The organism is Ruminiclostridium cellobioparum subsp. termitidis CT1112 (genome assembly GCF_000350485.1).
In the GTDB taxonomy this organism is placed as follows: Bacteria; Bacillota; Clostridia; order Acetivibrionales; family DSM-1351; genus Ruminiclostridium; species Ruminiclostridium termitidis.
On sequence record NZ_AORV01000036.1, the window covers coordinates 84,722 to 110,607 of the forward strand.

At 42.4% G+C, this 25,886-nt stretch carries 27 protein-coding genes and 1 tRNA gene; 4 read left to right on the forward strand and 24 right to left on the reverse strand.

Going from position 1 to position 25,886, the window contains the following annotated elements; all coding sequences use genetic code 11:
• Positions 1-18 precede the first annotated feature (18 nt).
• The 5 genes from CTER_RS28315 to CTER_RS13930 all read right to left on the reverse strand — a co-directional run bounded on the left by CTER_RS28315 (position 19) and on the right by CTER_RS13930 (position 2,784).
• Positions 19-168 carry a hypothetical protein gene (locus tag CTER_RS28315; RefSeq protein ID WP_004626205.1) on the reverse strand — a complete coding sequence of 50 codons (150 nt, stop codon included), beginning with the start codon at positions 166-168 and terminating at the stop codon, positions 19-21.
• Positions 161-478, reverse strand: a complete 318-nt coding sequence (locus tag CTER_RS27015) for a hypothetical protein (protein ID WP_004626182.1) — start codon at positions 476-478, stop codon at positions 161-163. The genes CTER_RS28315 and CTER_RS27015 overlap by 8 nt, the downstream gene beginning before the upstream one ends.
• A 145-nt stretch (positions 479-623) precedes the next feature.
• Positions 624-1,292 carry a response regulator transcription factor gene (locus CTER_RS13920; protein WP_004626340.1) on the reverse strand — a complete coding sequence of 223 codons (669 nt, stop codon included), beginning with the start codon at positions 1,290-1,292 and terminating at the stop codon, positions 624-626.
• 5 nt (positions 1,293-1,297) lie between these two features.
• On the reverse strand, positions 1,298-2,581 hold the full coding sequence (locus tag CTER_RS13925; protein WP_004626312.1) for a sensor histidine kinase: 1,284 nt from the start codon (positions 2,579-2,581) through the stop codon (positions 1,298-1,300).
• Positions 2,578-2,784: a MerR family transcriptional regulator gene (locus tag CTER_RS13930; RefSeq protein WP_004626244.1), complete on the reverse strand. Its 207-nt coding sequence runs from the start codon at positions 2,782-2,784 to the stop codon at positions 2,578-2,580. The genes CTER_RS13925 and CTER_RS13930 overlap by 4 nt, the downstream gene beginning before the upstream one ends.
• A 557-nt stretch (positions 2,785-3,341) precedes the next feature.
• Between CTER_RS13930 and CTER_RS13940 the strand changes: the two genes are divergently transcribed.
• From CTER_RS13940 to CTER_RS13945, 3 genes are all read left to right on the forward strand, one after another.
• Entirely contained in the window at positions 3,342-3,830 is a 489-nt protein-coding gene (locus tag CTER_RS13940) for a hypothetical protein (RefSeq protein WP_004626218.1), read from the forward strand.
• 75 nt (positions 3,831-3,905) lie between these two features.
• Positions 3,906-4,079: a hypothetical protein gene (locus tag CTER_RS27665; protein WP_004626188.1), complete on the forward strand. Its 174-nt coding sequence runs from the start codon at positions 3,906-3,908 to the stop codon at positions 4,077-4,079.
• Between the two features lie 103 nt (positions 4,080-4,182).
• A complete protein-coding gene (locus tag CTER_RS13945) occupies positions 4,183-5,787 on the forward strand; it encodes a recombinase family protein (protein WP_004626301.1) in 1,605 nt (534 codons plus the stop codon).
• 242 nt (positions 5,788-6,029) lie between these two features.
• Here CTER_RS13945 and CTER_RS13950 read toward each other — a convergent pair whose 3' ends face one another.
• The 9 genes from CTER_RS13950 to CTER_RS13985 all read right to left on the reverse strand — a co-directional run bounded on the left by CTER_RS13950 (position 6,030) and on the right by CTER_RS13985 (position 15,955).
• Entirely contained in the window at positions 6,030-6,824 is a 795-nt protein-coding gene (locus CTER_RS13950) for a hypothetical protein (protein WP_004626212.1), read from the reverse strand.
• 152 nt (positions 6,825-6,976) lie between these two features.
• Positions 6,977-9,430: an AAA family ATPase gene (locus tag CTER_RS13955; protein ID WP_004626367.1), complete on the reverse strand. Its 2,454-nt coding sequence runs from the start codon at positions 9,428-9,430 to the stop codon at positions 6,977-6,979.
• Positions 9,431-9,709: 279 nt separating this feature from the next.
• Positions 9,710-12,025 carry an nSTAND3 domain-containing NTPase gene (locus CTER_RS13960; RefSeq protein WP_004626343.1) on the reverse strand — a complete coding sequence of 772 codons (2,316 nt, stop codon included), beginning with the start codon at positions 12,023-12,025 and terminating at the stop codon, positions 9,710-9,712.
• A 111-nt stretch (positions 12,026-12,136) separates the two neighbouring features.
• On the reverse strand, positions 12,137-13,024 hold the full coding sequence (locus tag CTER_RS13965) for a recombinase family protein (protein ID WP_004626229.1): 888 nt from the start codon (positions 13,022-13,024) through the stop codon (positions 12,137-12,139).
• A gap of 63 nt (positions 13,025-13,087) precedes the next feature.
• Positions 13,088-13,357, reverse strand: coding sequence for a recombinase family protein (locus CTER_RS28855; protein ID WP_242834987.1), 270 nt, complete (start codon positions 13,355-13,357; stop codon positions 13,088-13,090).
• A 3-nt stretch (positions 13,358-13,360) separates the two neighbouring features.
• Positions 13,361-13,585, reverse strand: a complete 225-nt coding sequence (locus CTER_RS28860; RefSeq protein ID WP_242834988.1) for a recombinase family protein — start codon at positions 13,583-13,585, stop codon at positions 13,361-13,363.
• A 206-nt stretch (positions 13,586-13,791) separates the two neighbouring features.
• Positions 13,792-13,878 (reverse strand) — tRNA-Leu (locus tag CTER_RS13975).
• A 130-nt stretch (positions 13,879-14,008) separates the two neighbouring features.
• The gene (locus CTER_RS13980) at positions 14,009-15,427 is read right to left on the reverse strand and encodes a PH domain-containing protein (protein ID WP_004626164.1); all 1,419 of its coding nucleotides are present in this window, start codon (positions 15,425-15,427) and stop codon (positions 14,009-14,011) included.
• A 42-nt stretch (positions 15,428-15,469) separates the two neighbouring features.
• Positions 15,470-15,955 carry a PH domain-containing protein gene (locus CTER_RS13985; protein ID WP_040761180.1) on the reverse strand — a complete coding sequence of 162 codons (486 nt, stop codon included), beginning with the start codon at positions 15,953-15,955 and terminating at the stop codon, positions 15,470-15,472.
• Positions 15,956-16,191: 236 nt separating this feature from the next.
• On the opposite strand from CTER_RS13985, the gene CTER_RS13990 reads away from it, so the two are divergent.
• On the forward strand, positions 16,192-17,574 hold the full coding sequence (locus tag CTER_RS13990) for an MATE family efflux transporter (protein WP_004626169.1): 1,383 nt from the start codon (positions 16,192-16,194) through the stop codon (positions 17,572-17,574).
• A gap of 52 nt (positions 17,575-17,626) precedes the next feature.
• Here CTER_RS13990 and CTER_RS13995 read toward each other — a convergent pair whose 3' ends face one another.
• The 10 genes from CTER_RS13995 to CTER_RS14040 form a co-directional block, all read right to left on the reverse strand.
• The gene (locus CTER_RS13995) at positions 17,627-18,175 is read right to left on the reverse strand and encodes a hypothetical protein (RefSeq protein WP_004626331.1); all 549 of its coding nucleotides are present in this window, start codon (positions 18,173-18,175) and stop codon (positions 17,627-17,629) included.
• Positions 18,172-19,077, reverse strand: coding sequence for a helix-turn-helix domain-containing protein (locus CTER_RS28865; RefSeq protein ID WP_004626192.1), 906 nt, complete (start codon positions 19,075-19,077; stop codon positions 18,172-18,174). The genes CTER_RS13995 and CTER_RS28865 overlap by 4 nt, the downstream gene beginning before the upstream one ends.
• 16 nt (positions 19,078-19,093) lie before the next feature.
• Positions 19,094-19,378 (reverse strand): hypothetical protein, encoded by a 285-nt coding sequence (locus tag CTER_RS14005; protein WP_004626268.1) that lies wholly within the window; start codon positions 19,376-19,378, stop codon positions 19,094-19,096.
• A gap of 38 nt (positions 19,379-19,416) precedes the next feature.
• Entirely contained in the window at positions 19,417-20,808 is a 1,392-nt protein-coding gene (locus CTER_RS14010; RefSeq protein ID WP_004626297.1) for a DUF342 domain-containing protein, read from the reverse strand.
• 10 nt (positions 20,809-20,818) lie between these two features.
• Positions 20,819-21,586, reverse strand: coding sequence for a FliA/WhiG family RNA polymerase sigma factor (locus tag CTER_RS14015; protein ID WP_004626299.1), 768 nt, complete (start codon positions 21,584-21,586; stop codon positions 20,819-20,821).
• A 37-nt stretch (positions 21,587-21,623) separates the two neighbouring features.
• Positions 21,624-22,004 carry a hypothetical protein gene (locus tag CTER_RS14020; protein ID WP_242834989.1) on the reverse strand — a complete coding sequence of 127 codons (381 nt, stop codon included), beginning with the start codon at positions 22,002-22,004 and terminating at the stop codon, positions 21,624-21,626.
• A gap of 111 nt (positions 22,005-22,115) precedes the next feature.
• Entirely contained in the window at positions 22,116-22,604 is a 489-nt protein-coding gene (locus tag CTER_RS14025; protein ID WP_004626284.1) for a chemotaxis protein CheD, read from the reverse strand.
• Position 22,605: 1 nt separating this feature from the next.
• Complete coding sequence (locus CTER_RS14030) at positions 22,606-23,223, reverse strand: chemotaxis protein CheC (protein WP_004626369.1); 618 nt, start codon at positions 23,221-23,223, stop codon at positions 22,606-22,608.
• A 25-nt stretch (positions 23,224-23,248) separates the two neighbouring features.
• Positions 23,249-23,695 (reverse strand): chemotaxis protein CheW, encoded by a 447-nt coding sequence (locus CTER_RS14035; RefSeq protein WP_004626366.1) that lies wholly within the window; start codon positions 23,693-23,695, stop codon positions 23,249-23,251.
• A 118-nt stretch (positions 23,696-23,813) separates the two neighbouring features.
• Complete coding sequence (locus CTER_RS14040) at positions 23,814-25,886, reverse strand: chemotaxis protein CheA (protein WP_004626200.1); 2,073 nt, start codon at positions 25,884-25,886, stop codon at positions 23,814-23,816.

Genomic DNA, 25,886 nt, shown 5'->3' on the forward strand with positions numbered 1-25,886 from the left:
TTTCTTACCTCCTACATTCTAATTTTTGTTTTCGGAGCCTGTTTCGTCCGTCAACATGTTCATGAGCTCATCAATGCTCAGGCTTGCAACCTTTGACCAATAGACGCGGCTGCCGTCCGTGCGGGGAAGATGAAGCATTCGGTTTACTTCCATACTTGTTTCATCCATTCATGCCTCCCTGCTTGTAATGGTCTTGGCTTTGCCGTGCATTGCCCCGGGACAGCAGCATATCCAAAATTTCCTTGAGGATAAGGGACACCCCACCGGGCCAGTAGAGCTGTTTTCCATCGGTATAAGGCTTACAGAAGTCTCCGCTTTCGATGAGAGCGGCAAAAGCCGGCTCGTGAATTCTCTCCCCAAGCTCCAGCAGAATGGCGTGACCGCTCTCCAGCGTAATGCCAAAGCTGTCCCCATCAAATGCCTCGACCCGGAGGATTTTTGACTTCGCCATTGCAGTTTGTTCAGACCATAGTTCCATAACCCACCTTCTCATCTAAAACCACAGGCCTAAAAAAGCCAGCCTGTTTGTATGGCCTACACCACCTTATTTTACCATCCCCTAAAATGAAAAGTGGCCAGTGTGTCAAAATTGCCACACTGACCATAAAACTTTTTTGATTCTGTTATTCTCGCTCGAACTGATACCCCTCGCCCTTGGATAATATGATACAATATCCGCTGCCCTCTAATTTTGCCCGTAGGCGCTTGAGCGTACTTCTCAAGGCGTTGCTGTCGCCTGTCATAGGCTGCTTCCACACCTTTTCATACAGGTATTCGGCACCGATAAAGCGACCCACATTCTGCGCAAAGAGCAGCAGCAGGGCAAATTCCTTTTGGGTCAGCAACAGATCGGTTCCGTCCAGCAAAGCCACTCCGACCGTCACATCAAGGGATAGGCGGTCACGGGTCAGTTTTTCTGGAATCTGCTCCGACCGGCGCAGGAGCGCTTCCACCCGTGCCAGCAGAACCCCGAAATCGTAGGGCTTTGCAAGGTAGTCATCGCCTCCTGCGGTCAGTCCCCGCACAACGTCCTCCGGTGTAGTCAGTCCCGTCAGCAGAAGCACCGGTATCTGCGAGTGCTGCCGCAGTTCTGCGATAAAGTCCAACCCGCTGCCGTCCGGCAGCATAATATCCAGTACAATCAAATCCGGCATTTGTGTTTCCAGTTCTTTACGCGCTTCAAAAAGCGTCAGCGCAGCAGCAATCCCATAGCCCCTCCGGGTGAGCAGCCGCTCATTGCCCCGCAGAATCTGCTCGTTGTCCTCTACCAGTAAAATCATTTTTTTACGCATGCTCTTCACCCCCCAAATTGTCCCTCATAGGTCGGCAGGATAAACGCCGCCAGCGTACCGCCACCCGGTAGATTCTCAATCCAAATCCGCCCGCCATAGGATTCCACCACGGTCTTGCACAGATACAGGCCAAAGCCCGTGCCGCCTGTAGAAACACCCCGTTCAAACACATGGGGAAGAAGCTCGGCGGAAATACCGGAGCCGGTGTCCTCCACCCGCACCAGAATCTCATGCCCTGTTTTTTCAGCTTGTAGGGTAATCTCTCCCTGTTTTGTATAGGCGGCCGCATTTTGCAGAAGATTTGCTACCACCTGTGCCAGCAGATCGGCATTGCCGAATACCTCAAGTCCGTCCGCAATATCCGTTTTCAGAAGATTGCCCTGCTTTTTCAAATGCAGGGCAAAGATATCCGCACTGCTGCGTAGGAGCGTTGAAAAATCCACGGCCTGCCTGTCGGTCTTCTCCCGCAGAAAGGAAAGCGTCAACATACCGCCAACCATGCGGGTCAGCCGCATAATCTCTTCCTGTGCATTTAGGAGCAGCTCCGTTGCTTGTGCATCGTTCACCGCTTCCTCTGTGTCCTGAAGCATTTCTGCCACAGTCTGTATATTGACTGAAATGACGGTGAGCGGCGTACGCATTTCGTGGGAGGTGTTGGACAAGAATTCGGTTTTTGCACGGCTGGTTCTCTCAAGAATATGGTTTTGCTCGTCCAGCCTTTTCTGCTGTTCGTTGTAAAGCCGAAATTGCATCAGCATGACAATACTCAGGGCAAGGCCAACCACGACAAACCCAAACACCGTATCCGTCATCACAAGCCAACGGCTGCTGTAATAGGCGCCCGGGTCAAAAGTCAAATAGGCATACAGGCAAAGCCCTATGTAAAACAACATCTCAAACAGTGCAATGATAACTGCCTTTTTCCCTTCCAGCATAAAAACCGTAAATACCATAGCAAAGATAAAAAAATAAGGGGTTGCGCCATAATATCCGCCATTTAAAAAAAAGAAAATGGGAAACCCTACGAAAAAAACAGCCAGAATAGTAATCAAATAACACTGCTGATATTTTCCGCTTTTGGAAGCATACACTAAAAGTACTGCGGCTAGCAGGGCAAATACCAGATACACGATGGTATTTTGCAGCTTTTCTCCCATTACAACAGCGACGATAGCGGATATAAGGCTGACTGTCACACCCGCCATTGCCAGAATGTTGAACAGCCGTATCCGCAGGTCAAGGCACTTATCGAAGAAGCTACTGCTGATTAACAAACGTAATTGATTCATCTGTCACGCTCCTGATCTCCCGCTTTGGGCTTACGGCCGTTTCCTTTCCGTCCATCCTCTGGCTTACTTGCCTCTTTTGGAATTGCCCATATGTTGCCGATTCTCTGCACACCCGGAATGCGTCCGCTGGTACAGTAATAATTCACCATACGGGTAGTCAGCCCCCAATTCTTTGCCGCTTCCTTTACGCTGAAATATTCCATCCTGGATTGCCCTCCGTTTGTATGTTTCTTTTTCTATTATATTTCTTAACTTAGAAATAATCAAGCGTCAAGACATAATGTGATGCGAAACTTGTTTCCACCTACTCAAAAACGTAGTATCAAGACTTACTTCCTGCTATTAAATAAGTAAAAAAGAGGCGGCAAGCCAGACACTGACATTCACGCACCAGCTTGACAAACTTCAACGGACCTGTTACCATAAATTTACGGCAGAAAGGCCGTACCAAAAGAAGAATAACGAATAGAAGCAAAGCCTAATGAAGTCGACACCTGCCGTGTCGGTCTTGTTAGGCTTTTTATTTTTTCCGAAAGGAGGTGTGAATATGATTTTTTACTTTTGGAGCGAAGCGACACCCTGCCACGTGCGGCAGGGAAAACTATATTGGCAAACTGTTAAAATTTGCGATATAGGCAGGAATAGGCGAGTAGCAGACTCGCCGGAAAACGGCTTGCAGGCAAAGCCTGCAATGGAAATCCGAGGGTATCCTTGGAATGTCTTTGGACTGTCGGCTCAATAGCCGGAAAAGAGGTGTAAAATGAAACCCTATACGACCGTTCAACTCAATGTAAAGGTGCCGGATACCACCGCTGATTCGATTAAGCGACTGGCAGCCTTCAACCAAATTACTGTTGCCGAGCAGCTCCGCCGCTTTATTGAGGAAGGGCTGTCGGTGAACAGCAATGCCCAGCATATCGACCTGATTGCCAGCATCATCCGGCAGGAGCTGATGGCGATTTACCACCCTGCTGACATTCAGCGTCTGGTGGCCGGGCAACTGGAGGAAACGCTCAAAAAGTTTGAGAACACCCAGCGCAAAAGCGGCAAGACCTCCGCTGCCGGATACTTCCTACTGCTCAAGGTTTTGATGTATCTGACCGGCCATCTCAGCGCAGAGGACTTCGCCCAGATGGCGGAGCAGGCAGGACAGATGGGCGTGGAATTTATGAAGCAGAGCAACCCAACAATCAATGAAATCTTGCGGGACGGCAACTATGCCTGCGGCACCGCAAGCAGTAACCTGTAAACCTTGGAATCGAAAGAAGCGCCCGAAGGGGCTTAAAATATATCGGATCATCACTTTTTTGAAGGGAGGGAGCGCATGAAAAGCCTTGGTCAATCGAACATTACGATTGCCGAAGGCGACAAAGAGAAGCGAAAATTTGAAATCGGCGGGGTGACTTATCTGGTAACCGCATATTACAAGGAGCAGAGCGATATAACTGCTGCGGATAAGGTTGCCCGTTTAATTGAAAAAGAGATAGAAACGGCGTAGAGAGTCGATTTTGTCTGGACGCGCAGAGCGATTCCGGGTAAAATGGATTCATACAATTTATTCGGAATCGTTTTGGCTGTACAGAGGAAAGGAGTTACCAAAATTGTTACAGCAAAACGAGAAAATCACGGCACTCTATTGCCGTTTGAGCCAAGAGGACGAGCTTGCGGGCGAATCCGGCAGTATCCAGCACCAAAAGCAGATATTAAGTGAATATGCGGAAAAGAACGGTTTCCCCAATCCAAGGGTATGGGCAGACGACGGGTTCAGCGGTGTGACCTTTGACCGCCCCGGATATGTCGCCATGATGGCAGAGGTTGAAGCTGGAAATGTGTCCACGATTATTGTCAAAGACCATTCCCGGCTTGGCAGAAACCGCCTTGTGATGGGCTATCTCATTGAGGAAAAGCTTCCTGACTATGGGGTGCGGTATATTGCCGTCAATGACGCCATTGATACCGAAAAAGGGACGGACGATACCCTTCCTCTGCGTGACCTGTTCAACGAGTGGCACGCACGGGACACCAGCAAAAAGGTCAGAGCCATCAAGATGGCGAGCGCCCAGCGCGGGGAACGGATTGGCACACATCCGCCCTATGGTTACAAAAAAGACCCGGACAACCCAAAACGCATTGTCCCCAATGAGGATACCGCACCTATGGTACAGCACATCTTTTCCCTATGTGCCGGCGGTTCAGGCCCCAGTAAGATTGCGCGTATCTTACTGGAAGAACAGGTCTTGACCCCACAGGCGTATATTCTAAAATGCAAGAACGAATCCGCTTTTTCGCCCTGTGGGGGAAAATCCTATGCTTGGCTGGAAAAGACTGTGGCTCAAATTTTAGAGCATGAGGAATATATCGGTACTTTGGTCAACTGCCGTACTTTTGCCCCATCCTTCAAAAGCAGGAAAAAGAAGAAAAACCCGCCGGAGAAATGGCTGCGGTTTGAAAATGCCCATGAGCCGCTTGTAGACCGTGAGACATGGGATATCGTGCAGAGGGTACGGCAGGGCAAGCGCCGCCCCAACCGCTTGGGTGAGCAGGATATGCTTTCCGGGCTGATTTGCTGCCGCGACTGCGGGGCAAAGCTCTACGTCAGCCGCTGCGGCGGCTGGGAGGAAGAACGCTATGTCTATATCTGCGGAAGGTATCACCGCCATAAGGAGGATTGTACGCCACATACCGTCAAGGCGGTGGCTTTGCGCCAGATTGTGCTGGCGGAGATACGGCGCGTAACGCTGGAGGCAAATGCGCACCGGGAAGCCTTCCTGAAGCGGGCGATGGAAAAGCACCAAAGCCAGCTTAAAAAAGATATGGCGGCGCAGACCCGTGAGCTGGAAAAGGCACGGAGGCGTTTGGAGGAACTGGATAAGCTGTTTCGGAAAGCCTTTGAGCAAATGGCGCTGGAACACCTGTCGGAACAGCAATTTCATATGCTGACAGGCAGCTACGAAACGGAAAAGCTGGCGCTTTCCAACCGCGCGGCAGAACTGGAACAGGCCATCAGCGGGGCAAAGGACAAAATGCTGAACGCCGACCGTTTTCTGAAAATCGTGGATAAGTACACCAATATTCAGGAACTGACGCCGGAGTTGGTGCGGGAGTTTATCGAGAAAATCGTTGTCCATGACCGCAGTGAACCGTGGAAGAAGAAAAATTACACCCAACAGGTTGATGTGTACTTCAACTTTGTGGGCAAAGTTTAGACCAAGAGAAAAGCCGCAGGACTTAAAATCCTGCGGCAAATCTCAAAAACTGAAAACATCCTTATTGGCGCTTCCCCTTGACGGAAAGGTATGTCTTTTTGCGAGCCATGTCAATACTGGATATCATCCTATTTTCAGATGTGGATTTGAACTATCATTATTGGGAGGTTATAAACAAACTATGCAGTTCAAAATTATATTTTATATCGGAATCTATCATTACTCAAAAAGCGCATTCATATTTAGCCATACACATTTTCATCAGTATACTGAAATAACCGCGACATCAAAATCTGAGCATGATAACCACCATCATTTCCAGCACCCTTGACTAATACATAATTTTTATTGAGAATATCAAAAATATTAGTCATCGAAAAACATGAATGCTTCTCAAAGTTCATGAGATTGAATATGAATCTGTCGTCTGACAACTCGTAAACAATGCCTTCATCAAAAGTTGCTTTTCCAGTTCCAATATCATTTAACCCTAAGAGATCAGTGCTTAAATCTCTTTTGATAAAATACAGTTTCCATTTCCCAGAATACTTTGTCTCCACCTCGTTATTAAGAAAATCCAGAAAATCAAATTCTTCATTTTTAGCTTCTGGCACAGATAGAAATTTACCGAAGATAGATTTTATAATCTGAAGTTTGGTGCTTTCTTTAAACCCTTTAATTTTCTTTGGTTCTCCATCCAGCGAAAAAAATTTCAAGTATGCCGCATCATATTTGCCCAAAAATGTGTTGCATTTTCTACACAGCGTCCTTGCGGTTCTCCCTGCCGGATATATTGATTTTGATAATTTAGTGTCAAATATATCTCCAAGAATATTATCTGCGCTTTCGCCTGCTGATATTTTTTTTAATACATCATTGCGCATTTCTTCAGATTGAAAAGAATCAATCATTTTTACAATATCAAGAGCTATAATGTCTTCGTTACCTACGCTTCGAGCCGGATAGTGCTCTTCACTCATTTCATCTTCGGAATAATGCATTCCACATAACTTACACTTGATTTTTGTTTTATCCATCACAAATCCCTCTAAAACTCTACACATTCCGATTGCAAAACATCATATTTCTGCAGCAAGCTATTTACGTATCATTTGTATTATAAGCGTTTATTCATTGTACGATAACGATACTCTGTTAGCATCTGAGGAAACCAGCCATTGTAAGTCCGTTAAAAAACGTCAACCTGAGACCAAATAAATTGCGGTTTGCGTAGGCTACTCATATTACCGCCGCTTCGGGTATTGATATCTTGACACCAGGATTGCAATTCAGGTTCAATGTTCCCAGAGTCTTTCAAGTGCTCTAACAAATGTCTTTTGTTCAGCAAATAGATAAAGCAGAGAACATCCTTTGCTGTTCTCTTTTTTTCGGTTTCCGATATAAGACTAAAGAACTGAAAGTCCTTCATGGCCTTTATCTGTTCTTCCTTGTGGCTTCCGCCGTGGAGAACTAATCGATACATCAAATTTTTATAATATGAAACATACTCTGGCTCCGGTAGTAAACCGAGGATCTGCACATCTGTGGAAACAGCCTCGATACCCTTCTTATATTCAAAAGTCGAGAACGCCTCCAGTGCTTGACGCATCATATTTCCGATAACTAGTTCGTAATCATTAGCTTGTCCAGATGCATATGTATAAGCTGCCTTGAGAATTTCCGTATACTCTTGCCGATTATTGTAGGAGAATGTCTTCATGCCTCCATCACGCATCTCTAAGCGATTGAATTTAGGGCCTTGAGGATATCCTTTCTGTTTGCACACATCCACAATTTCTTCAAATAACTTGTGAACATCATAGAATGTCATTAAGTCATGTGTCATTACAAGTGCTCTCGTATTAGGATTTCCCTCTAAGAACATGCTCAGCTTATATTTCAAGAATGACAGAATCCCAATTTTGTTCTCCGTATCGTAGCTGGAAACAGGATCGTCAATAACAAGTAAATACTCCTCCCCATAGGCTCGCGTCTCTTCCTGACCTTCAAGAATACTTGTAAAGAAATAGCTGAGACCTATGATGTTACGCTCCCCAACAGACACATCACATGGCTTTACACTCTTCCCATGTGATAGAAGCTTATACGATCCATCGACATACTCAATCTTCAACCTGTCATCTGCAAAGAAAATGTATTTCATACAAGCGTTGATGGCATCAAGCGCAATTCGTATATTTTTTCTCTGCGCCTCCAGATCATCAACTGCTTTTTTCTTTGCATCATATGCTACTTTAAATTCTTTGTGCAATTTCTCTGCCACGACATATTCATCCTGCTGCTTATCAAGTTGCATAACTAAGTCAGCTACATCATAATGGGCAATTTCACTATTGATTTTGTTCAACTCTTTAATGATAGGGTCCGTCTTCTTTGCTGCTTTATTATATTCAGTTCTCGCTTTTTCTAAATCCTCAAGAGCTGTCATAAGTTGGGTTACCAGTGTCTTAACTTCGGTAGTTTTTGTATTAATCGGCTCATAGGAATTTTCAATCTTCTTTTTCAGATTATCATTGTTTTCCTGGATCGCAGCATTAATCTTAGCAATCAGATCAACGCACGTCTGATAACCTTCAAGCCTTTCATATGAGTTAAGATTAATGATGATTTGATCAAAAATATGATCTCGAAGAGCTTTCTGATGGCTTTCAACCGCCTTACTGAGTACCTTCTCAATACTCTCTACCAGAGTTTTCCTATGCTCCGGTGTCACTAATTGAAAGCAATACGGGCATTCTACAGTCTCCTTTTTATGGAATACTGTTAGTCTTTGAGATAGCTCATTGCCTTTTCCATCTTGTAGCAATTCGAATAGCTTATTCTCGCGTTCAGATAGTTCCGGTTTCTCTATTTTCTCAGCAAGAAGCAGTTGTACAGTTTCATCGTCATAAGTGCTATAAGAATCTGGTACCGATGGAACTCTTACATCAACAGTAGAAGCGCCAGTTTTCGCAGCTTCAAGTTCCTTTAGTTTTGCTTTATAGTCAGCTATCAGTTCCGTTTTCGGTTTGGATGGTGTAAGTGTCACAAACTTCTTATACGTATCATCTTTTACGCCGGTGTTCTGTCGGCCATTATTGATTTCTCTGTCGCGTCCAGCCCAGTTGTCATCTCCTCGAAGGGCATTCACCAAAAGGCTAATATAGTGCTTGGGAGATTTTACATTGCTTGCATCACAGTATTCATTATATACTGCGTCCTTTTGATCGTAAGCGGTTTTTGCTGTATCCCGTTCAGCCCCAGCCTTCTCAATCTTCTCTGTCAGATCAGCCGCTTGACCAAGCATCACAATGGTTTCAAGGTGATCCTGCTGTAATCTTACATTTTGATCCACGTAGTCCTCGTCAAAAATGAAGATATGCTTTTTTTCTTCTTCGGTAAGCATCACAAGATGACCCGCATCATCATAAAATGTTGCACTGGTTATGACTGGAACGTTTCCTCCAGCAAGCTTCCGGAAAGCCCTTGCAATAGTGCTCTTACCTGTACCGTTTCTACCATAAAGGAGCGCACCTTTAACAGTTTTAACCTTATTTTCATCATGCGGATTGAAGAAATCAAATGAAGTCAAGGAGTCGAAATTTGCTCCTGACATTTTAATTGTTGTGACGTCCTTAAACATAAGCTTATTTCCTTCCTATTACTAATTCGTACAATAGATACTTTCGCCAAGCACGTATATCTATTTCCGGTTTACCTGTTGATATTTGACTTCTGATCTATTGACACACCAGATTTCTGAACCTGAATTCTATCCCATGCAGTTTGTTTAAACCAACAAGTGATAGGTCATAAATATTGCCAACAATCCGAAAATTTTCATTTTTACTTCAAATTAATGATAGATTAAAGTCGTTACTAGCTTCTTGTTAATGCCTTCATATATCTTAATATAAAAGAATCACCTTTCAAACATTGCTACAATAAGCGAGGTATCGGATTCCGAATGGCTATATCTTCTATCGTCGTCTTCGTCATAATCTGTTTTTAACGCAGATGTTATGCTATCTGAAATATCGAGATAATATCGCATATCAGACACACCAAAGTCCTTATCACTAATATCAATTTCTCCGTTGATATTGGTGATATGATCTTTAATTTTTTCGTAAGCTAAATCTTCTAACTCTGACCATACAGCGTCTTCCAAAAATGTGGTAGTTCCATCCATAAACCCTGCAATATCTTCGCTTTCGGCTTTATTAATCACATGAGAAACCGCATCTGCGAGTTCATCTGACAACTCATCTTGAACATAATCTGAAATTTTGTCAACGAGCTGATTTTTGAATACTTCTGTCAGTTCTTCATCATCAGAAACGTCGTAGTCATCCGTGATTGCGCTTATCAACTCAATGGCATTATCTAGCGTAAGTGGCTTTAGGATATAAAACATTTTTTCTGATGTAAAAAATATTTTTTGAAGTTCATAAAATTCACAGTATTCACCGGAATAGAGCTTTTGCAAAATTTGGCCATATTCTTCTCTGTCCTGATAGCTCAAACTTCCGTATGCGCGCTCCAATGAAATTGTAGTTTTGCGTTTTAATGACCTATCCAGAATATGCAACTCGACAATGCTCTTCAAAAAATAGAAAAATGCAGTGTTTTTTAATGTGTCCATTTTAAGAAAATCATAGGAACATAGTTTTTTTCTATAATGCAACTTTGCTGTATCAGATTTTAGAGCTCTGAAAATCTGCTCATAAAAAACAGCGTTTTCGATTATTGCTATCTGTTCATTCGAATTTAATGTGATTTCCGAAAAAAGGTAATCATTCACTGATGGATTGATTGCCGCAATCTTCACTGTGCCTCTATCATCTACGTTTTTAATCAAGGAATCGGTTAATCGAATAACAGATTCCTTGTATTGATTTACAGATGTATCGCCCTTCACCTTCCGAATTCGCTCATTAAAAGCACGCTCCAATACAACATTATCAACGGTTGTATCAGAAAGTGAATATAGCGTATTCATGAGAATACGATCTCCCATATCTAATCTGTTTCGAAATTCATCCTTCCAGACATCTTCTGGGTTGTCTAGCTTTCCAATAATGTATTGAAGATAATCCCTACTGGGAACAGTCTCGTAATTATGCTTCTGCGTGACATACTCTATAATTCTTGGGTTATAATTTACATGATTAACTATCCTTAGGTATCCCTTGTTTCGCTTCACTTGAGATAAATAATCCTGTGGCAGCCCATTAAAGTAAAGATGGTTGTATAGGATTTTTGCTTTCTCCAAAGATGACATCTCGTCTAAATCAAGCAGATACTTATTTTGCTCATACCTGACCATGATTTCCCTGAAAGTCAGATAGGCTTGCGCCGCTTCATTCAAAATAGTAACTCGACTATTAAGTATCAGTTTTTTATTTTTGCTTCTGGTAACAAATGATATGAGTGTTTTCAATTCATTGGGCTGAGAATCTTTTAAGTTAAGATAATGCTGACCAAGAAAATCATCTAAAAGCACAATTTCTTTTTTATTTGGGGCTAGATTAAGTGACCGCTTTATTTCCGAAATATTGTTGTTGGTTACATATCGAACTTTATAATTCTTATCGGCATAGTACAAGAGCAGCATTTTTGATAGGGTGCTCTTACCAACGCCAGGTGCGCCGATGATAATGATGATATTATCTTGACGAAGCTTTTTTATTGCATTGTGGTATGCCTGCGTCTCGACAAACAACTTAATTTGCTCCTCGATATCAAGCATGAGTTCGGAGCAATCAATAAAAATATTTTGGTTGTTGACAAGTGATAAGACATCCGATGCGCATAACCAAAGCTTATAATTTTTTACAACTATGTCCTTGTTTTGCTCATCTTCGAGGAAACTGTTGATATCATTTTTATCTATCACATGAGAAATATCAGGCATAAATTCATTAAACATCTCTATGATTTCCTGCTTGTTTTTTCTGGTTAGACTTTGGCTTGTACAAACAAAGTATTTTTGGGGATGATGTCGTTGGATTTTTGTGACATCTTTTTTTAGCGAGGATTTAAGTTGAGAGTATGTACTACTCGCATAGTGCTTGGCTTGAATTATTATTGTGGGGGGGTTCTCCTTATCACAAATATCAACACCTGCATCAACCCCACGCGAAAAGGTAAATAACTCCTCATCAAGTAGATCCTGCATTATATCCTTGCATAGTATCTCAAATTCGTAATCATTCAGATTAGATAAGTCAAACATATCATCCCACCCATCTATTTTTAAGCGTACCTTTTAACATAGATATCTCCCTACTCACCGGAAATCAACTTCCCATTATTGCTATAACACACAGTTTCATTTATACGCCATTCACTCGCACAAAAACGTCCCACTCCACAATTGGCATATGGTGGTTCTTGTAGAAATATCGTTCACGCTGTCCGGTATTGTGCTTCTGATTGCCAGTGAAGAAGTCCTCCACATAGGTCTTTTGTGCATCACTGATCCAGTGTATTTCTCATTGCAAAGCATTTTTCGGATGCATTCCCGGCTCCAAACTGGCTTACCATTTGGTGAGGAGATCGCTCTTTTTGCCAGCTCTGCTGAAATTCTGCCAAGACTATAGCCTTGCAGACGCAAATCAAAAATCATTCGGATAACCTTCGCTTCCTTTGAAACAATTTTCAGCATCTGCTTTTCTTTATCGTAGTAATACCCATAGCAAGGAAAGTTTTGATAACCCGAGGTTCCTGCTCGAAACCCCTCATGGATTCCCCAACGAATGTTGTGGCTTTTGTTCTCACTCTCATTTTGTGCCAGCGCACAGTATATCTCAATAATGTGCTGTGCAGCAGGGTCAAGCAGATGGATGTTCTCCTGTTCAAAATAAACATCAATGTTCAGGCTTCGAAGCTCCCGTAATCGCTGGATGGTTTCCAAGGAATTTCTTCCGAAGCGGCTAATGGACTTTGTAAGAATGATATCCACTTTACCTGCTCGACATTTTGTCATAAGCTTCCTAAACGCCGGACGTTGCCGAATATTCCGGCCTGTTGCTGTATCTGAAAACACCCCAACATTCTCTCCGAAGGTACAAGCCTCAATTTTATCTGTATAATATAGAATCTGAATTTTAAGGCTTAATTCTTGGGCCTCTTTGAGGCTGCTAACCCTGCAATAGGCCGCAATCTGAAGGGGTTTATCCATAACCCAATTGTATTGCTTAGTGGGAATATTAGTAAAAGTTCTATGATTCATGGGCTCCGCCGCTCTCTTTGTTAATAGTATACCATATTTTGATTTATTTGAATATATTTCCTGTTAAAACGACAGCGTCATTTTCATTTCGTGAACTGGCGCCTTTGCACGCTCATTTTTCATTTGCTGCACCGTTTCAAAATCCTGAGTTGAGATGATTGCATCATGGTGGTGAGTAATCAATACCTGATCGAGTTCTCCTTCGTTTTTAAACTGCGTACCGCAAATACTCATCGTCTTTTGCAGCAGAACCCATCCTGTATACTTTTCATTCGATAGCAATTTGAAAATCGCTTCACGATTCCATTTCACTTTTCCGGTAGGGGAAATCACTCCTTATTTTTCAAGACCGGCAGCGATTTTACCAAAGCTGTCCCTCGCAAGATACCGCTTGAAAATCCATCGGACAACTTCTGCCTCAGTCTGATTGACTGTGAGGTTACCATTGGGCAAGATATCATAGCTATAGCACCGACGGTTCGCCATCTTGCAATCTGTACTTTGAAAGGTTTTGCGCAAGCCTTCTGTAATCACATTTGATTTGTTTATATAATTCGTCATGGACATATCCTCACTTTCTTAATTAGGGTACAAAAAAAGCACAATAGCTTTGATAGCCATCGTGCTCATATAATTGTTATATTTTGATTGTGTGTGGGTTCAAATCCATACGTTCAGGAAAACCGCCAACCACTTGAAATGCTGCAAACCCGTATAAACAAAAGAAAGTTGACAAGTTTTCTTCTCAAAAACTTGTCAACTTATCTTGGTGCCGAAGGTCGGACTCGAACCGACATGTACTCGCGTACGCTGGATTTTGAGTCCAGTGCGTCTGCCAATTTCACCACTTCGGCATGTGTTTTTCTACTGCTTAAATATAGTAACACAGATACTTTAACAAATCAATACTAAAATATAAAACAATGCGATATTTTTTTCTCATTTTTACTATATTTAAGCACATAAATTCAGTGCATTGACACGTCAGTATTTCAATACACTCTGGAGCTGTTCAAACTGGTCGGCAGGCAGGTTATACGAGGTCAGACGGGCGGCACGTGCCGGGGCCACATATCCCAGCGATATTGAGACATACCCCCTCTCCCTTTTGAACATACTACCTTTTGAAGTAACGCTCTCTATACTTCCGGTCTTTATGAATGCCATCCACCTGCTGAAGCCTCCGGCAGACAGTACAACATTTTTATTGCCTACACTTATTCCTGAATTTTTAAACCTTAGAAGCACATCTATTACTGACAATATCAGAAGTACTGCGGCTGCGGCAGCAATCAGCGGCTGGCCGACGGCTGTTGAAACCATTACCGATATTGCCGCCGTAATAAGGGCCGATATAAAACCCGGATTCGCAAAGAAATATCTCACCGCTCCTCTGTCCGGGTGGCACAAGGTGTATTCAACAGAATATTCCGGCAGCAGCCTGACAACTATTTTCTTTAATCTTTCCAGAGTTGCTATGGGAAAGATTATGGCCCTTTCGGTTTCACCCTCTTTATCGGCATCACCATAGCCTATTACGATAACTTCGGCAGTATAAAAACCGCACAGCCGCATAAGTAAACTCTGTTTGAATATTATTCCGTTTATCTTGCTTTTCTGCAGGGAAAAGCTCTTTTTATTAAGCAGGCCGTATTTTATTTTCACAGTGTCATCGGTGGCCCAAACCTTAAAGTTATAGTAGGTTAAAACGCTTTTGCCAAGCGACAGGGCTACCGAAAGTACATAGCCCAAGATAATTGCGGCTGCAATCAATCCACCGATAAGCATGTCCTGAAATATATTCTCAAGCTTTGGAGCGATAATACCCAAAAACGGACCTGCGACAGCTATGATACTTAGAAAGTAAACCCACTTTGACTGCAGCAGGCCAAGTTTGACAAAATCCTGGGGCATTGCCTTGATTGCATCAGTCTCAGCTTCCTGCTCCCTGAGCTCCTGAGTGTTTTTACCTTTTGTCAATACCTCTTTGAATTGTATTGCCTGGTCTATTTTTAAAGTCAGCACAATATTTGATTTGTTGGCCGTATCATTTGTCTGGCTGGCATTGTCCACTTTGATTTTATAAACCTTGAATAATTGGAATAATATATTTTGTGACAGGTCAACGGTGGTTATTGTGGAAAAAGGTATCTCCACCCGCTGCTTTGTAAAAACCCCCGACTCTACCACCAAATGCTCCTCCTCCAGGGTGTAAAAAGTGAACAGGTAGCTGATCAGCCTTGAAATGGGGCTGAATAATATAAACACCAGCGGCATTACAGCCTGAGCATCGAAATTCTTGACAAGGATGATACTTGCGAGAGCTCCTAAAATAAGTATTGGCAGTTCAATTACTTTTTCAAATATTATCAGATAGTTTCCTCTTCTGTGTTTGAAATCCACTTTTTACCTCCATCAAATCATATTGAAATTGTGAACGGATACCTAATTCTCCTGAGCATCCAATCTTTTATATAATTTGCCCCGCAGGTTCTCTGCAATCGAATCGGCCTCATCCGTGGAAATGCCTTCAATACTGAACTGCCCGCTTGCTGTGTGAATATTGACTACCGAAATGCCAAGCTTCCTTATGATTGGGCCCTGTGACACCGTTATATGCTGGATTCTGACAATGGGAACAATTGTATTGCCTACAAAAAATATTCCGTGACGGATTTCAACCCTGTCATCTGTTATTATATATCCCCACTGTCTGTATTCTATTGCCGGATAAATAAACAGACCAAACAATTTATAGAGAAGTATTAAACCGGCCCCCATATATGCATAATGTTTAAAGGGCTGGAAAAAATCCGCCTTCGACAGGAAAAACAAAGGTATCCCTATAACAACAGCTATTATAATTAATCTTATTAACCTTGAAATTCTCCATGATATTAGAATTCTCTTGTCCAGCTTATTATACTCCATGGTTTGCCTGCCTTTCGTGTAATACTGTAATACTTTCAATTATGCCCTCGATGCAGTTTTTCTTTATGACTTATTCTGCAATCATACTCACAATATCATATTTTCACAGTATGGGCAAATAGCTATAATATCCATTTGCCGGCCTTCATAAATATATTTGACTTTTAACTGTGTTATTTGATAAAATCAATTGTTCGAATAAATGTTCTTTTATTTACAGAATTAAAGGGGTTAATATGCAGAAAGATAATCTAAAATCTGAAAAAATGGGTACTGTACCCGTTGGACGGCTTCTTGCCGGGATGTCGCTTCCCGCAATGCTTTCAATGCTGGTTCAGTCCCTCTACAATGTTGTTGACAGTTATTTTGTTTCAAAATTGGGCGAAGAAGCTTTTACTGCCGTTTCAATAGCTTTTCCCATGCAAATTATGACTTTGGCGTTTGCTGTCGGCGTAGGTATAGGAACAAACTCTCTCATAGCCAGAAAGCTGGGTGAGGGCAAAGTCGACGAGGCCACTGTTACTGCAAGGACAGGCCTGTTCCTTGCCATATTGAATGCTGCTGCTTTTGTAATAATTGGTCTGGTGGCCTCAGGACCGTTTATATCGCTGTTTTCAGATAACCCCAGGGTAATATCCATGGGTACAACCTATCTGACAATAGTAACTGCTGCGTCGGCCGGAATGTTTATTGAAATAATCCATTCAAAAACCCTTCAGGCAACTGGTAATATGCTCATTCCAATGATATCGCAGCTCATCGGTGCAATAACCAATATTATTCTGAATCCCATACTGATTTTCGGTTTGTTCGGGTTTCCTGAGCTGGGTATTGCCGGTTCGGCCGTTGCAACCGTTATCGGTCAGCTGACCGCAATGACCTATGTTATGACTATGTTCAGGCTGAAAAGCCATGATATTCATCTGACGCTCAAAGGCCTCAAACTGAAAAAGGAAAATGTGGTCAACATATATAAAGTCGGTGCACCATCCATAGTGATGAACGCTATCGGATCTGTCACCACTACCGGTCTGAACGCCATACTTATGTCCTTCTCGGAAACAGCTATTGCCGTTCTGGGCATTTATTTCAAACTGCAATCCTTCGTATTTATGCCTGTTTTCGGATTAACACAGGGAGCAATGCCTATCATGGCGTATAATTTTGGTGCAAATAAAAAGAAGAGATTTTATAAGACTTTCTATCTCTCCCTGACGGTAACCATTATTATTATGTCACTGGGGCTGTTGATGTTCCAATTGATACCCGGTCAGCTTCTGTCTATTTTCGGTCAAAGATCCGATATTGGAATTTACGCGCTCAAGACAATCAGCCTTTGTTTCCTGCCGGCCGCTTTTGGTATCATAATCACAACCATGTTCCAGGCAGTGGGTCACGGTATGAAATCACTTGTAATGTCACTGCTTCGCCAGCTGGTGTTTATTCTGCCGGGTGCATTTCTGTTCGGAAAAATCTTTGGTTTGAACGGAGTATGGTATTGTTATCCGTTTGCTGAACTGTTCTGTGTCCTGATCTTCACTCCTATCGGCTTTAAGGTCATCAGGGAAGAATTTATCCGGAAAGGTTCTTTTGAGGAGCCACTCTTAAAGGCGGGCTGATGCAGTCACACCGTTAAAAAACCACTTTGAGCACCAGCTCAGAGTGGTTTTTTTATAAACTGCATATGACTTTAACAATGTGAACATAATCATCATTTTTCTTGAAGGTATAAGTGCCTATATTGATTTTCTTTGTGGCACTATATGCGGCCAAGGTATCCACAAACTTTTTCATATCCGATATGACACCTTTATCATACAAAAGTTGTGCCACCATGGTGGAATTATAGCCCCGCTTTATTTCCACCGTTATATTTTTCCCCTCCGCATCAGGCTCTGCCGGAGTTTGGATTTCAGGTTTCCCGGCCTCATCGGTTTGCTGTGCAGCAGCGCTGTTTTGAGAGTCTGATCCGGTACTTCCGGAAGGTGTATGATCTTCAGGATTTCCTGTCTGAGTGGCTGCTGCTGCATCATCCTCTACAAGGCGGACTGGTTCAACCATGCCGTAACCTTTGGCCAGTCTGACTATTTCTTCCCTGGAAAGGTCCGTGGCATCTGAACGGGTTCCGTCACCGCCCGAATAAATAAGACCTGCTACCGAAGTTATGACCATTCCTATACCGATACCTAATATAATACTTTTTTCATGAACTTTTCTCATTTGCTCAGTCCTCTGATCAGATTAATTTCACCTTTGCCTATTTTGAGCCTGTCAGCTATTTCGTCATTAGTCATTCCCTGTTCTATCATTTTCAGAACCTCATGTCTCTTATTGTTCAAAACAAGCTTTGACTTATTGCCGTCAGCTTCAATATCAGACCTGGGGCCGGTACTGAGCGGGGTGAATTCTTTTTCTTCCGGTTGAATAAGCTCCTGTGCATTTATGTCATCGTCAACTTTCAGATGTTCCATATGCTTTTCAGCTTCCTGCGGTATTATAGCTTCATTCAGCCTTACATCCTGCTGCATTGTAGCTTCATTCAGCTTTTCATCCTGTTGCAGCTTTACATCTTCATTTGGCTTTACATCCTGCTGCGGATTTACATCTTCATTTGGTTTTATTTCTTCCTGCCGTTTTATATTATCTTTGGCCTTCCTGCCTTTCTTCTGAGCAGCTTCCTTTGTGTGCGTATTTCCACTGGTCGGGGAAACCTGCTCAATTTCAGAGGGCATTACAGGAACGGGAATCTTTGCCACGGGTACCGACGGCATGGGATTAACTCTCACAGATACCGCGGGCCTTAGCATTTGATTGTACACCCCGGCCCCCTTGCTCAAATTTTCAGATGGCTGATAATATTCATCATCAGCCTGTGCCCTGGTATACTTATCAAAAAATTCCTGATTTTTCTCCGAAATTGAAGTTACAACATAATCGGACATTTTGTTCAGTTCCTGGAGCATTTCTTCAGAATCCTGAATCAGGTTAAACATCTCTTCCTTTTTTCTGTCAAACTCCTTGAAAAAATCTTTTCCGTTAACCTTGTCCATTACAATAAAAAACAGGGATCCAATTATTAATAAAATCCCTAAAAATATAATACTTACGTAAAAAGCACCCATGTTCACCTCAATGAAACTATATCCTTATATCAATTCTAGGCGTATTTTCTCCATTATTCTTTTGCTTCTTTTTTTTCTCGTTCTGCTTATTATTATCTTTTTGCTGTTTCTCATTTACTCGTCCGCCCTGTACATTTTCCCTGGCAACAACCTGCTTCATACTGTGATCTATCCTGTCACGGTTTGCCTCGGCCTGCTGCTGGTGTACAGCCTGGTTTTTGTTGGCCTCGTCGTTATACGTTTTGGACAGCTCAGTTGTTTTGGGATACAAAACCTGAAAATCCATTGGTTTAATTGACATATTAACCGCCCCCCTCTGATTTGCTGTGTAAAACAGCCCTATCTATCAACGGCGCCAACCCTGATATCGGCTCCGTCCCTGTACAGGGTACAATACTGCAAGGTTTCTTTAACATACATAGTGCAGGTTCCTATAGTGACTTTCACACCCGGATAGATTGTATTCAGGGAACGTACTTTTCCGCTGACTTCCTGCTGAAGTTTTTCATCAAGTATGACCATTTCATTTTTGAGCTCTTCCACCCTTGATGAAAGATATATCTTGGTTCTAACGCTCTTTGTCAGGATTTCCTGTTTATCAGGTGTCAGCGCACCCATGCCTTCGAGTTTTTTCAATATGGTTATTGCCTGTTCTGCTTTTTTGATATCGGATTCACTGGAGGATAATTCTTCCTTAACCTGTTTATAACGTTCTCTCACCGTAGGATCGGTACCAACCTCCAGATCGGTTACAGTGGCCATATGAGAGCCGATTACTTTTGCGACAATGATCTTGCCTACCTTACAGGTACCTCCCACCAGCAGACCTTTTCTTCCGGTCAGTTCAAGCTTGTTTCCGCATTTTATGTTGCTGTGCATGACGGCTTCTGCCTGGATGTTACCCTGTGCCTCCACATTGCAATACTCAATATATCTGGATACTATATCTCCGCCGGCAATGAGGGTCCCTTTGCCCATACCCTGCATTCCCCTTCTGAGAATAATGTTTCCGCCTGCCCTGATTGTGGCTCCTTCCACTACTCCGTAAACCTCAACATTCCCTCCTGCTTCAACGCTGAAGCCGGATAAAACATTTCCTTTTATAATGACACTTCCCACAAAAGTTACATTTCCGGTTGAATTGTCAACATCTGCCGGAACCTCGTGGTTTGTGTAGACACTTACCTTTGTGGCATCAAGATATTCTACCTCTCCGGCGGTGGAGGCATACAATTTTTGTCCGTCTTCCGATACCTGTACATTTTTTCCCCGCGGCATTACCGCAGGTCTGCCGTTCACAGCAGCAATTACCTTGCCTCTGACCGTCATACCCTGAGTCCCCATCAACGGCGGTTCCAGAGAGCAGAGCAGCTGGCCCTGGCTTACAGATTGAATCAAATTCAATTCCCTGTAGTTTATCCTGCCATCATCCAATAGGGTTGGAGACTTGGCTACCGATGTATCAAAATGATAAATTACCGATCCGTTTTTTCCATTTTGTGCCGGGATACCTTCTGCTATACATATTTCTTCATTATAAATCGGCCTGTTACTGCATAAGTCAATGACATCTTCCTTGATCCCGTATGTAACCTTCTGATTTTGAAGCGCAGAAATTATTTCGTCCCTGCTCACTCTGGAATAGTCTTCGCTTGGATAGATGGTTACAAACGCCTTTAGCTCGTCAGGCGAAACAGTAACCAGGATTTTTAAATCGTTTTGATTTGCCATAAACTCTCCTTTAAGATTCAAGCATTATTTTGTGTCTGAACAATTTGCCTCTCATCCTTAAAAGTGCTTTTGTGTGCAGCTGAGATATTCTGGACTCAGTTACATTCATTATGGCACTTATTTCTTTCAAAGTAAGTTCTTCGAAATAATAAAAAGTAATTACCGCTTTCTCTTTTTCGGGTAATTTGTTTATGGAATCAGCCAACAGCTCTTTAATCTCACTGAACTCCAAAGAAGCTTCAGGCTTGTCCTCAGTATTTTCACTGACTATTTCAAGGCCCCTCTCATAATTTTGTTCCATAAATTCTTCCAATGACATCATTGAAGAAACATTAACATCATTAAGGAGCCTATAAAAATCATCCATACTTATTCCAAGCTTCTCAGCCACTTCTTTGTCGGTAGCCGAATGACCGCATTCATTCTCTATCTCTGCATAAACTCTTTCCAGTTCCTTGTTTTTCTGTCTCAAAGATCTCGGAACCCAATCCAGATCTCTGATACTATCTATTATAGACCCCCTTATTCTTAAAGAGGCATATGTTTCAAACTTAGCACCTTTTGTAACATCGAACTTCTCAATGGCATCTATAAGTCCAAAAGCTCCATAACCAACCAGATCATCAAATTCCACATTTGATCCGAAGTAGATACTTAACCTTCCTGCTACGTATTTAATCAGATATGCATAATGAATAATTAATTTTTCTTTTGCAGCAGGATCTTTATTTTCAGTATATTGCTTCCAAAGCTGATTAATATTGTTCATACCAAGCATGTAAATCCCCCATTAAATTACTATACATCACCAAAGTCTATTCTTTCACTTTTGTCCTGATCGCTTGTGATAGATCTAGTGGAGAAAAATCATCGTCCTGGCTGCTGCCGGCAAACAAATCCAATTTAGTCCCTAAATGTTCTTCCTGCTTAAGCTTTTCATTCTTTTCCTGCTCTAGTTTAATTTGTTCAAGTTTGAATTGTTCAAGCTGCTGCTGCCTTTCAGCTTCCAGTTTCTGTTTGTTCTGTTCTTCGACGATTCCGGCCAATGTAGTACTCAGAATTTTACCAAGTACATAGAAACCAATCAGAGCTATTATCATTCGTATGCACGTCTGATTTGTACTGGAGTTGTTTGAAATACTCACAACTCCGGTTAGTATTGAGGCAGCCATTGCCAATAAAAACGGTATTTTCATAATTGTCTCCATTCTTACCTCTCATTTACGCCTTAATGCGATTGAAAGCAAAGCCAATCATACGGCTCTGTAAAGAATATCTACATTCTTTTCTTTTGTTAAAATAAAATGCTATAATTGCTTGATTCCACAGCCAATGGTCTTAACCATCAGTCTGCCGTCATCCGAAAAAATTTCAATGGTACGTCCATAATTCCCGCCTGTATCCTCAGAAATAACCGGTATTTTTAATTCTTTCAGTTTTTCTTTGGAAGCGATTACATTTCTATAACCAATTCTCATTAATTCCGATCCCTGGCTGAATGCAAACATCTGTGCTCCTCCGGCCAGTTTGGCTGTTATCCGTTCCTTTCGTGCACCTAATTTTACCATATCTTCTACCAATCGAACAATAGCAGTATCAGCAAATTTTGCAATGTTACTATTATTTTTTGCCTGCTCACTGGAGGGTAACATAACGTGAGCCAAACCGACAATTTTAGTAGCAGAGTCATACAAGGCAACGCCCACACAGGAGCCCAACCCAAGCGTTGTTATCATACAAGGATGGTGGGCGGAATTCAGATCAGCCATACCAACCTTTATAATTTCTATATCCATATTATTCTATAACTCCCAATGCTTTTAATAATACCTCATATGAATCCACATCAGGTATTAAAAGAAAGTCCCCGAATACTTTAGTAATGCCTTCGCTGAACTCAGTCTCTATATACAGGACCGAGTCGCCTACTTTTCCGAATTCTATGGCAGGAACACTCAGTATGGCACCGGCCATATCTATTGCCAATTCTGGTATCGAAGGCAGAATCTTAAGATTTGTCAAGCCCGCAAGTGCATTCAGATATGAACCGGTCAGTATGTTTCCTATTTCCTTAAGCGCCGACAGCTCCATTTCGTCAAATTCCAGGCTGGTGGAATCACTGCCCAAAAGAATATTGACCAGTTGCCTTGCAGCATAATTGTCAAGGACAAACATCATTATTCCGGTCATATCTCCGGTGACACTTAATAATATTCCAACTACGATTATTTCTTCTCCGCCCAACATCTGGCTGACCTTGTCAAAACCCATGATCTTAACCTTTGGCACAGCCATATCCACTTTTTTATCAATCATCTTTGCCAGAGATGTTACAGCGTTTCCGGCTCCGATATTTCCGATTTCTTTAAGCACATCCATCTGTATATTGCTTAACTCATCAAAACTAATCGCCATTACCTTTACCTCAATCTTTTTTTAATCAAAGCTTAACTAATTTCTCAAAGTTTATTAAAGTTACAATTTCACCGCCAACCTTGCCTATACCTGAGATATATTCCGCTGCTGCGCTGTTTATAAGGCTTGAAGTATTTTCTATATCCTCACCGCTCAGCTGGATGGTCTGAAGTACCTGATCCACTATAACCCCTATGGATATCTCCTCCAGCTTCAAAATAATTATCCTGGTTTCCTCTGTTTCCTCAACAGGCGGCAGATTGAATTTTGCCCTTAGATCCATAACCGGGATAATGTCACCTCTCAGGTTTATTACTCCCTTTATGAATTCCGGTGTTTTGGGAACTCTTGTTATGGTTTTCATTCTGTCTATTGTTGTTATTTTTAAGGAGTCTATTCCAAAGCGTTCTTCCCCAAGACGGAATATAATAAATTGTTTTGTATCAAAATCAATTACCTGTGCTTCTGCCATATTAACCTCCTAGCCATTTTATGGCTTTGAGCCGCAATAGCGGCCAAAAATAATAATGAAATTTGTTTACTCCTCCACCGCTATAAGGCGAATATATGTACGCCGTCAATAGATATTTTTATGTAATGGAATTAACGTCAATGATCAGTGCAACATTACCGTCACCAAGGATAGTGGCTCCGGCAAGATACTTGATACCGGTAAGCAGCTTTCCAAGTGACTTGATTACTATTTCCTGCTGTCCTATTACGCTGTCAACCACAAGACCTGTAAGCTTTTCGCCTTTTCTTACAATAACGATCTTCAGCTTGTTCTGAGTCTTTGTATGGCTGTCGGGTACCTCAAGGGAATCTGCCAGTCTCGTAATGGGCACAACCATATTTCTCAGAAGTATTACTTCCTGACCCTGTACTGATTTGACATCCTCGGCCTTCCACTCATATATCTGATAAATGGAGCCCAATGGTATGGCATATTTTTCACTGCCCACATTTACAAGCAGAGCCTGATAAATAGCAAGTGTAAGCGGCAGCTTTATGAGGAATTTGCTTCCCCTTCCGCTGGCAGTTTCAACCTCAACCGTTCCACCCAGCTGTTCTATCTTTGTCTTGACAACGTCAAGTCCAACCCCTCTGCCTGAAAGTCCGGTGATCTTCTCAGCGGTACTGAAGCTCGGTCTGAACAGCAGTTCTATGGCTTCCTGCTGAGACATGGAATTGGCAGCCTCTCTTGTGACAATACCATTCTCAATTGCTTTGGCTTTAATTTTATCAATATTTATTCCGGCTCCGTCATCTCCAACTTCAATTATTACATTGTTGCCCGACTGATATGCCGTCAGGTTTATTTTTCCATGCTCGGGCTTGCCAAGCTGCTTTCTCTTTTCAGTGGATTCCAGACCGTGGTCACAGGAGTTTCTGAGCAAGTGGATGAGAGGATCTCCGATTTCATCTATGACCGTTCTGTCCAATTCTGTTTCTTCACCCGACATAACCAGTTCTATTTCCTTGCCAAGATCCTTGGCAATATCCCTGATCATTCTGGGGAATCTGTTGAATACTGTTTCAATAGGCACCATTCTGACCTTCATAACGGCATCATTCAGATTTGTGGTGATCCTTTCCAGGTATTCCAGGGTTTCATGGTATTCCTGGGGCTTTTCGGTAATATCTGTTCCTTCAAGCCTTGTTTTGGTTATTATAAGCTCGCCAACCAGATTCATAAGCACATCAAGTCTGTCTATATCGACTCTGACCGTTCTTTGAGTTTTTCTTGCAGCATTGTTTCCATTCTGCTTTGCGGCCTCCTGTGTTTCTGTTTCTTTTACCGCATGACTTTCGGCAGAATCCGCTGACCTCACTTCGGTTTCAGCCTTTTCCAGCTTCTCGGCTTCCATTGCAACGCCGTTATTGAATCTGCCCATCGGTCTTATAATAACCTCATCTACTTCTGCAATAGAATTGAGTTCCTTTGAAAAATGCTGCTCATCCTCTTTGGATACCACAACAACAGTGAACTCAAAATCAAACTTTTCATCCTCTATATCCTGAACCACAGGTTGGGATTTAATTATTTCTCCATACCTTTCCAGCGTCTGGAAAAGGATAAATGCCCTTGCTGATTTCAACAGGCAGCCTTTATTGAGAACTATTGTTATCTTTAAGGCATTCATACCCATATCTATTGCCTTGTTGACAGCATTCTGCTCGAACTCGTCCAGATCTACAAGTGCAGTCACATACTTCTCACTTGCTTCGGCCGCCGCAGGCGCAGGTGCTTTATTCACGGCAGGTGCTGCTGCTGCACCCTTGTTCTGAAGTATGGCATTCAGGGTTGCTATAACGTCCTTATATTCCCTGTCACCTTCACCGCCAGTGGAAACTACACTGTTGACATAGTTTTCAAGAGCATCAAGACACTTGAACAGAACATCAACGAGCTCTGAAGTTACCTTGATCTCATCATTTCTAATGGCATGAAGTACATTCTCCATATCATGGGTCAGCTTGGTCATTTTGGTATAACCCATTGTACCCGCCATTCCCTTAATAGTATGAGCTACTCTGAATATCTCATTCAGGACATCCTTGTCCTCAGGATCTTTTTCCATTTGCAGCAAACACTGGTTAAGATTCTGAACATGCTCATTCGCCTCTTCGATAAATATTTGTAAATACTGACTCATATCCAT